Source organism: Anaerolineales bacterium (assembly GCA_015075725.1).
Lineage (GTDB): Bacteria > Chloroflexota > Anaerolineae > Anaerolineales > Villigracilaceae > Villigracilis.
In genome coordinates, this window is sequence record JABTTV010000002.1 from 26,215 (window position 1) to 34,680 (window position 8,466).

Here is an 8,466-nt window from a genome sequence, read left to right on the forward strand (position 1 = left end):
GGGCCCGCCTGCCCGTTCCGCCGCCGGCGGACGAAACGGTCTCATGATAACACCCAGCTCCGGACTCGAGCTGGGTGTTTTCGATACGCCGTCATGCTTGACAATATGCGCAATATTCCCTATGCTCGCCCCACTTCTAAACATAAGAGGCCGTCCATATTCCGGCTCCGGCCGGTTTGCTCCCGAACATCCGCCCGCGGGTTTCAGGGAGACGTGCCTAAAGACATGCGAGAGTACGAACTTCTGTATATTGTGCCGACGAGCTTTACGGAGGAAGAGCTCGGAAACGTGGAAAAAAATGTCTCCGCCATTCTCGAAAAGAATGCGGCGACGGTTGTAAAAACGCTCCGTCTCGGAAAGCTCCGTTTCGCGTACCCGATAAAGCATGAAACGTACGGACACTATGTGCTTTTGCGCTTTCAGTCCGAACCGGGCGCGGTTATTGGCGTAAGCGAAGGCCTCCGTCTGATTCCGAAGGAAGTCCTCCGATACATTATTCTGAATGCCGAGGAGGCGGGCGGGGAGTTCAGGCTCGTGCAATTCCAGCCGGTTGTGGTGGAGGACAAGCGAAAGATGCGTCCTCGAAAAGGAGCGCCGACAAAGCAGGAGAGTCCTGAAAAGGAGCGAGAGGAACAAAAAGCCGGCGTCGCGGCCCTGGAAGGTTCAAAGGAGGTTCGGCCTGCCGAAGCGGAAGCAAAGCTTGAACAGCTTTCCGCCGAGGATCTTCAGAAAAAGATTGATGAGGCTTTGGATGAAAAGGCGTAACAAAGCGGAAATTTGTCTCGCTTGACAGGATATCCTGACCTGTCACGCTAAAAGTATCCCCCCGCCTCACTATTACGTTTCATTCATATGATGAATCTCAATCGAGCCATGATTATCGGCAATCTTACGCGCGATCCAGAGGTCCGGACCACCACAAGCGGCCAGACCGTCGCCAACTTCGCCGTCGCCACGAACAGTATGTGGACGGATGCGCAGGGGCAAAAACAGGAACGCACCGAATTTCACAATGTGGTCGCCTGGGCGCGCCTCGGCGAAATCGTCGGTCAATACCTTACCAAGGGCCGAAAGGTGTATGTGGAAGGACGCCTGCAGACTCGCGACTGGGAAACGCCGGACGGACAAAAGCGCCAGCGCACGGAAATCGTCGCCGAAAACGTGATTATGCTCGATAAGGCCCCGCAGAGCGGAGAACCTCTGCAGGCCGCCACCCCGGTCCCGGCTCACGCCGGGGCCCCGGCGGTCGAGAAGACCATGGGAGAGGAAGAAATAAAAGTCGAGGACATCCCGTTCTAGCATCCACGAACCGCAGAGGTCCATCATATCTCCGTCTAGAAGCGACCGTTCCAAAGTTCCAGGGTTTCAGGGTTGTAGCGTTCAAAAATCCTAACCCTAAAATTCTGGAACCTTAGAACCGCTCCACGAACCACCGCCTACAAACTACGTACTACGAACTACTAACTACCCCTGAGCCATCACCAATCTCCGGTGCCGCGATTCACCCGGATCCGGCATGCTGCGAGACTCGTGACCCCCTATTATGGCCAAACAGCCAGTAAAAGACCGCCAGTGTTTCTTCTGCAAGAACAATAAGGACGTCATCGATTACAAAGACACGGATCAGCTCCGGCGTTACCTTTCGAGTTTCGGGAAAATCGTGCCGCGCAAGCGTTCCGGCGTGTGCGCCTGGCATCAGCGCAAGCTTGCGAACGCCATCAAGCGCAGCCGTTTTATGGGTCTTTTGCCGTATTTGGTGCGATAGTATTGCGGATGTTTTTTCGGCACGAATCATGAATATTGAATGGTTAAAACAAAAGGCTGCCGCGGTGAAGGCCATTCGGCAGTTTTTTGATGAGCGCGGATATACGGAAATGCATACGCCGCGGCTCGTGGGGCTTCCCGGTCAGGAGCCGCATCTCGAACCGTTCTGGACGGAAGTTATCGAACAGGGTGGCGCGCCGCATCCCGCCGCTCTCGTCACGAGCCCGGAATATTCCATGAAGAAACTCCTGGCCGCGGGAATGGATCGTATCTACGACCTCGGCCCGTGTTTTCGAAATGAAGAACCGTTCGACGGCTCGCATGACCCGGAGTTTTTAATGCTTGAGTGGTATCGGAAAAATGCCGACCTCGATTCATTAATGGATGAGACGGAGGAAATGGTGAAGGCCGTGAGGCGTGAGCCGTGGGCCGTGGGGCAGAGCTCGCTGATACCTGACGGGCCGTTCCGGAGAGTGACATGCGAAGAGGCGTGGAGAATGTATGCGGGCACCGAACTCGCTCCGCTGCTCGAAGATCGGGAAGCAATGGCGCGCGTCGCGTTGGAACATGGCCAGACCGTTTCAGAGAGCGACAGTTGGGACGACATCTATTTCAAGATCTTCCTCTCCGCAATCGAGCCGAAGCTCGGGAGCGAACCGACCTTTCTGTATCGCTATCCTGCCTCGCAGGCCGCGCTTGCTCGACGCACGACGAACGACCAACGTTTTGCGGACCGTGTTGAGCTCTATATCGGCGGCCTGGAACTCGCGAACGGCTTTGCGGAACTTACGGATGCGAACGAACAACGCAAGCGCTTTCTTGAAGAGCAAGAGATGCGTCGGAAGCTCGGAAAAGACGTCTGGCCGGTTGACGAAGCGCTTCTCCGAGCATTGCCGGACATGGGAAATACGGTGGGCACGGCATTCGGCGTGGATCGATTCGCTATGCTTCTTACGGGTGCGGCGTCCATAAACGAGGTTATTCCGTTCTCTGCCCGCGAACGTTTCAGCCGTTGACGAAACGCAAAGCTTCGCGCATACTCACGCCCGTATATGGCAAGTCCGAATGAAATAAAAAAAGGCGTCGTTCTCCTCCACAATAATGATCCGTGGGTGGTGACGGAATTCCAGCATATCAACCCGGGCAAAGGCGCGGCGTTCGTTCGATGCCGCATCAAGAACGTCCGCACCGGCAATACATTGGAACAGACGTACAAAGTTTCCGAAAGCGTTACCTTTGTGGATGTGGAGCATAAAACCATGCAGTATCTGTACCATGATGACAGCGGATTTCATTTTATGGATCCCGAATCGTATGAGCAGCATTCCATGCGCGAAGATCAGCTGGGAGACTCCGCGAAGTATCTGCAGGACGGCATGAATGTGATTTTGTCCTTTTATGAAGGCAAGCCCATCGCCATGTCGCTCCCGAAAAAAATGACATTCAAGATCGTCGAAACCGAACCGGCGACCAAAGGCGATACGGCCGGCGGGAATGTCACCAAAGAGGCGAAAGTTGAGCAGGGTTTTACCATCCGTGTGCCGATCTTCATCAATCAGGGCGAGGAGGTCATCGTGAATACCGATACGGGGGAGTATGTAGAGCGGGCCTAGCATAACGGGTCCGTTTTTGATGCTCTATGTCGTTTGAGCGGAATACCATCGTTGAAAAGTTCGATGCGACAGAAGATTTTGCGCCGTGGGTAAAGCGCGCGGCTTCGGAGGTTTCTCGGCATATCGGTTTTGAGCTGGACGGGGAACTTCATCGCCGGTTCATTTACGATCCCAACAAGAATTGGCGCTATCGGTTCCTCGGAATATTCCAAGGCAAGCCCGCTCTTCTCCGTATCGAAAACATCAAACTCGAAATCGATGAAGAAAATATTCGCCAGTCGTTCAGGGCGCAATGCAAAGGCTCGCGCGTCCGTCCGCCCGAGACATTTTTGTCCGAACCTTTCGATGAAACAAAAGGATATGCCTATACCGTCGACGAATACGTAGATGCGCCGTCCCTGTTCGATCCGGCCGGATCGCCCGAAACGGCGGCGGAATCCTTCGCGCCTTTTTATAGGGAATTGCGAAAGACCGTGACCAAGCCATTCTAGGACATTCCGGATACAAGCCGCGCCGCATTTGCCAAACAACAGCTCAAAACGTGGACCGAACTCGCGCGTAAGCGGAATCCTGAATGGATCGACCGCTACGCCCACATTCTTTGCAGGCTGAAAGGCCCGCTTCAGCAAGAGGGGGATGCTTTGATCTTTATGCATCCGCATCTTTCCGGCGCCGATGTGCGCATGTCAGGCAACGAGTGGATCGTGTTTGCCAACCACTTTTGGAGCTGGCGCCAGCCCGGATATGACGTTGCATTTCCATTGTGGGGACAGTGGCTCGCGCTTTCGCCGAAGGAAAGAACTCCCCAACATGTCGCGCGCATTACGGACGTTTGGATGGACATGGCAAAACGGGAATTGTCCGATATTGTTTCGGTGCCCGATGTCCATTTGATGCTTCTGAATCGTCTATACGGATCCCTCCTTCTCGACATTCCCGCAAAAGAAAAGACGGAAGAGCGGGATGCGGTAGAGTCGTTGGCTTTTGCCTGCGAAGCAGAGGCGAATCGTCTTTTATCCTAAAATACGGTAAAGGAAAATTTCCGGGTTCTCGTGCTTTTCGACCCGTGATAAACTACTCCGTATGAAACGTTTCGCTATACTCATTCTCGGGAGCATGTTGATCCTTAGCGGCCAAGGGTGTATTGGCGGGAAGACAAAGGCGATACCGCCGGTTGGGAATCCGGGTCCAACAGTGGAACGGCAGGAGCTTCCGCCTCCGGAGCCGCCGCCAAATATTCCGCCGCCAATCCCAATAGAACCTAAAGACGCAACACGATAAATTCTCTGTAAGAATAGGAAATTTGTGTGTTGTGATTTTGTAGATTTATTACCAAAAAATTGGGTATGCCAACGCGATGTCAGGCAATCGGATAAATCGAAATAGCGTCGATTTGGGGCTTGAATGGCAATTCTGGGCAAGTTTAGCCCGAAAAACAAAAAACCGGCTCTGCCGCCGATCTTTTCGTTGGTGGGCAGGGTGGGACTTGAACCCACAAGGGATTGCTCCCGCCAGGTCCTAAGCCTGGTGCGTATGCCAGTTCCGCCACCTGCCCATATTCTGTTCGAGATTGCGCATTGCTCCGTCCCCCAAAATCCTTCACGTAGGGCATAGGGTGGGGTGCCACTTGCCCGCATGTCCTCCAAAGTTCGCCGCCACGAACACAGGATGGACGAATCTGACGGAGAATATATGTTTTTTTGACTCTTTGCAAGACGCCGTATCTCTTTTTGATCGGATGCGGGCCGGCCGGTTTTGTCTAGGAGCCTTGACAAATTCTAAATAATCAGGTAAAAAGCTTCATTGCACATTTGGCACCACGAAGCATGAGCATGCTGTACGTTACCAGCGATCTGCATTTCGGGCACTCGAGCGAGGGCAACCGGGCGATTGAATCGCTCGCACGCTGGCTCAAGGAGCATTGTCAACCGGAAGACGTCCTGCTTTTGGGCGGCGACCTCTCCAATGATGACGACGGGATACGATCCTGTCTGCGATTGTTCCGCAACGTAGAGGCGCGGAAAGCGGCGATTGCTGGAAACCACGATGTGTGGGTCTCCGCGGAAGCGGATTCCTGGGAACGATTCCTCCATACGGCGGACCTGTTCGAACAAGAGGGGTTCCATCCCCTGGAGCGCGAACCTCTTATTGTCGGCGACGTAGCGTACGTCGGCACCATGGGCTGGTACGATTACAGTTTTCGGGAACATATCGGCATTGCATTGGAATGGTATCGGTCAAAGGTATTTCCCGGCGATCATGAGCCAATCTGGAGCGATGCCGAGTACGTTCGCTGGACTCATAGTGACACGGAGGTGGCAGCATTGTTGGCGGAGAAGTTTGCCCGGCACCTCCATGAGGTCCGGAACGCAGGCGAAGTCGTGCCAATTCTCCATCACCTTCCGACCAGCAATCTGCTGTTCCGACCCCGCTTCTTGGTTCCAAGGCGCTGGCGTTTCGCCAACGCATTTCTCGGATCGGAACGATTCGGGGACATCATCGCGTCCCGCTCCAATATCCGAACGGCGTTCTGCGGCCACTCCCACATGCAGCGCGCGGCACGCATCGGACGGGCAACCTGCTGGAGCGTGGGAAGCGATTACGCAAAACCGCGTCTGCTCATGTGCCGCGACGGACGGGTGCAGTCCAGACGCTTCTCATAAAGACATTTCGGCCTCCCGGGATGTCTTTTCTTTTTTCTCGTCCGGTGCCAGAATGGAATCTATGAAGACCGAGTTTTTCCAGGAGCAGGTACTTGGCCAAATCAAGGAAAATCTCCGGACAGACGGAGCTTCCCTAGAGCGTCTTCGGCGCATTGCACAGGACGCGCTCATGGCCGCGAAATCCCATGGGGAGCATATGTCGAATGAGGCCGTTTTGGATTTTTTGAAGAGCAATCCCGAAGTCGAGGGAAGGCTGGTGTTGATTATGGAAAAAGAGGATCAGGAAGCGCGCGATGCCCTCGTGGAACATATCCGCGAACTTCTTTCGTCGAATAACAGCTAAGTATGCGTTTTGAAGTGACGCCGGAGGCGCCTCGTAAAGAAACGCTTCCGCAAAAAGAACAGAAAGCAGCATCTCGTGAATCAAAAGCCGTAGAGCGGGAGGCTCTTCTCGAGATCCTTGAAAAGGAGGAATTGGATCCAAAGGTAGCTCTGGAGATCATTGCGGCATATGGCGAGGAACCGGATGCAGAAACACGAAAAGATCTCAATGCCGTTTTGAGTGCGTACGGACTGCATGAAGATGACATGACGGAATCTGAACGGAAGAAAACGACAGCCGTCTTCATGGCGGCTACCAGGGAATCGTCGAAGAAGGAAGATCTCGAAGCATCGCTCGCAAGCCAGCTCACGCTGAAGGCATTCCAAAAAATGGATACCTTGCAGAAGGCATTTGAAAGCATCAAAACCCCTGAAGAAAAAAAGGCAGCGTTGCGCGAACTCATGGACACGATGTCTCATATGGCAAAACTCATCTCCATTGAGAGCGAGGATGACATGGCATTGTGGGATGCCTTTTACGAACGGTTCCGAGCGATCGGCGAATCGAAGAAAACGAGCCCGGAAGACGTGAAAAAAACGTATGACGAAGTCTTCAAGGAGTTTGAAGAGGTGATAGAGGTTGATATCTACCGAAGGCGGAAGCGTGTTTCAGACATGCGGAATGAATTCCTCCCAGAAGATGAACTCATGTCGGAATTGTACGGACGGACATCACAGGAACTGGAAGCGTTAAAGATGCAGAATAGGAAAAATGTTGCGGAGTTCATTCGGAAGCATTCGGATCGCGAGCCTTCCATTGAGCTTTTGGAAGAATTACATCGCATCAACAACAAAGGCATCGTCGCGAGGGAAATATCGACGATACGGCATACGCGTGACCAACAGGTCGTCTACGGCGGTGGGCGGGTCGGGACCTTCGGCGAGGACGTTCCCGAAGAGATGGGCCATTTGATGGCGCGAGCGGAATGGCTGGTTGCGAATAATCCGAATAAACTTCGATATGAGGTTTCTGTTGCCAAGCTCCACAACGACCTTCTGAATATTCATCCCTTCTCTGACCGGAATGGGAGTACAGCAATGTTGTTCGCGGAGTTCCTGATGGCCAAAAAAGGGTATACGCCCGACACAAAACGGGATGCGAGCTACTACAATTATGTCCGGAAGACGCTCGGGAATAATCCCGTTGCGGTCGCCGTTCTCGGCGGCGGTATGTATGAGATCGGAGAACGTTCAGGATATTTCAAAGGCATGACGGCAAAAGGAAAAGAAAAAGCTTACGACGATTATTTCCAGCATCTCTATGACACTCTCGGTGCGAAGTGATCACTTATGATACGTCTTCCCGGCCTCGATCATGCACGCGCGGTAGAGCTGTTCCAGAAGCACGATGCGCGCCAAGCCGTGGGGGAGCGTCATTATTCCGAACGAGAGCGACACATTCGCTCTTTTTTTGACGTCTTGATGAAGGCCCCAGGAGCCGCCGATGAGAAATATAACCGGACGGCGGCCGCTCCACTCGGAAAGATTCTTTGAGAACGCCACCGAGTTCATCTCCGTTCCGGTCTCATCCAGCGCCACGACGACTGCATCATCGCGTACACCTCGTAGGAGAGATGCGGCCTCCGCCTTTTTCGTCGCTTCCGCATTCGGCTTGGCCGAACCTTTTTGTCCTTCGGGGAGCTCGACAATTTCAAGCTTCGTAAAGGGCTTTAGACGGGCAGAATACATGGATTCCGCTTCCCGTTGCCAAGGCTCCGGGAGCCGTCCAATCGTTCGAATATATACGGTTTTCATAAAGGTATCGGGTTATCCACTCTTCATACAGAGGGGGACTTGACAGGGGGCTCTGTCTTCATTATTATTACGGCGACTTTGACCATGTCCCTGTACCCATATGAGGGGACCTCTGGTTCGCCCGGTCCGCGACAGCGGATCACATGCCTCGATCATCGTATGAGTGAATTCTCTCACACAGGCTAAGCGCGAACCACCATGGTTTTTTCGCCGCTTGGTCTGCACTCCAAGCGGTTTTTCTTTCTCACGGGACATCGAGACAGCCAGACACGTCTTTCTTCATCGGGAGA

Annotated in this window: 11 protein-coding genes and 1 tRNA gene; 10 read left to right on the plus strand and 2 right to left on the minus strand. The window is 53.5% G+C overall.

Annotated features, from left to right (window positions below; translation table 11 throughout):
• Positions 1 to 225 precede the first annotated feature (225 nt).
• From rpsF to HS100_22945, 7 genes are all read left to right on the plus strand, one after another.
• Complete coding sequence (rpsF, locus tag HS100_22915; protein MBE7436782.1) at positions 226 to 765, plus strand: 30S ribosomal protein S6; 540 nt, start codon at positions 226 to 228, stop codon at positions 763 to 765.
• A gap of 90 nt (positions 766 to 855) precedes the next feature.
• Positions 856 to 1,299 (plus strand): single-stranded DNA-binding protein, encoded by a 444-nt coding sequence (locus HS100_22920; GenBank protein ID MBE7436783.1) that lies wholly within the window; start codon positions 856 to 858, stop codon positions 1,297 to 1,299.
• 244 nt (positions 1,300 to 1,543) lie between these two features.
• On the plus strand, positions 1,544 to 1,765 hold the full coding sequence (locus HS100_22925) for a 30S ribosomal protein S18 (GenBank protein MBE7436784.1): 222 nt from the start codon (positions 1,544 to 1,546) through the stop codon (positions 1,763 to 1,765).
• Positions 1,766 to 1,793: 28 nt separating this feature from the next.
• The gene (gene genX / locus HS100_22930) at positions 1,794 to 2,780 is read left to right on the plus strand and encodes an EF-P lysine aminoacylase GenX (GenBank protein MBE7436785.1); all 987 of its coding nucleotides are present in this window, start codon (positions 1,794 to 1,796) and stop codon (positions 2,778 to 2,780) included.
• A gap of 36 nt (positions 2,781 to 2,816) precedes the next feature.
• On the plus strand, positions 2,817 to 3,377 hold the full coding sequence (gene efp / locus HS100_22935) for an elongation factor P (protein ID MBE7436786.1): 561 nt from the start codon (positions 2,817 to 2,819) through the stop codon (positions 3,375 to 3,377).
• A 26-nt stretch (positions 3,378 to 3,403) separates the two neighbouring features.
• On the plus strand, positions 3,404 to 3,868 hold the full coding sequence (locus HS100_22940) for a hypothetical protein (protein ID MBE7436787.1): 465 nt from the start codon (positions 3,404 to 3,406) through the stop codon (positions 3,866 to 3,868).
• A gap of 159 nt (positions 3,869 to 4,027) precedes the next feature.
• Positions 4,028 to 4,399, plus strand: coding sequence for a hypothetical protein (locus tag HS100_22945; protein MBE7436788.1), 372 nt, complete (start codon positions 4,028 to 4,030; stop codon positions 4,397 to 4,399).
• Between the two features lie 446 nt (positions 4,400 to 4,845).
• Here HS100_22945 and HS100_22950 read toward each other — a convergent pair.
• A tRNA-Leu gene (locus HS100_22950) sits at positions 4,846 to 4,932 on the minus strand.
• Positions 4,933 to 5,203: 271 nt separating this feature from the next.
• On the opposite strand from HS100_22950, the gene HS100_22955 reads away from it, so the two are divergent.
• From HS100_22955 to HS100_22965, 3 genes are all read left to right on the plus strand, one after another.
• A complete protein-coding gene (locus HS100_22955; GenBank protein MBE7436789.1) occupies positions 5,204 to 6,040 on the plus strand; it encodes a metallophosphoesterase in 837 nt (278 codons plus the stop codon).
• A gap of 61 nt (positions 6,041 to 6,101) precedes the next feature.
• A complete protein-coding gene (locus HS100_22960) occupies positions 6,102 to 6,383 on the plus strand; it encodes a hypothetical protein (GenBank protein MBE7436790.1) in 282 nt (93 codons plus the stop codon).
• 2 nt (positions 6,384 to 6,385) lie between these two features.
• Positions 6,386 to 7,705 carry a Fic family protein gene (locus tag HS100_22965; protein MBE7436791.1) on the plus strand — a complete coding sequence of 440 codons (1,320 nt, stop codon included), beginning with the start codon at positions 6,386 to 6,388 and terminating at the stop codon, positions 7,703 to 7,705.
• Here the strand turns inward: HS100_22965 and HS100_22970 are convergent, their stop codons facing one another.
• Positions 7,706 to 8,176, minus strand: coding sequence for a 23S rRNA (pseudouridine(1915)-N(3))-methyltransferase RlmH (locus HS100_22970; protein MBE7436792.1), 471 nt, complete (start codon positions 8,174 to 8,176; stop codon positions 7,706 to 7,708).
• Between the last annotated feature and the right edge of the window lie 290 nt (positions 8,177 to 8,466).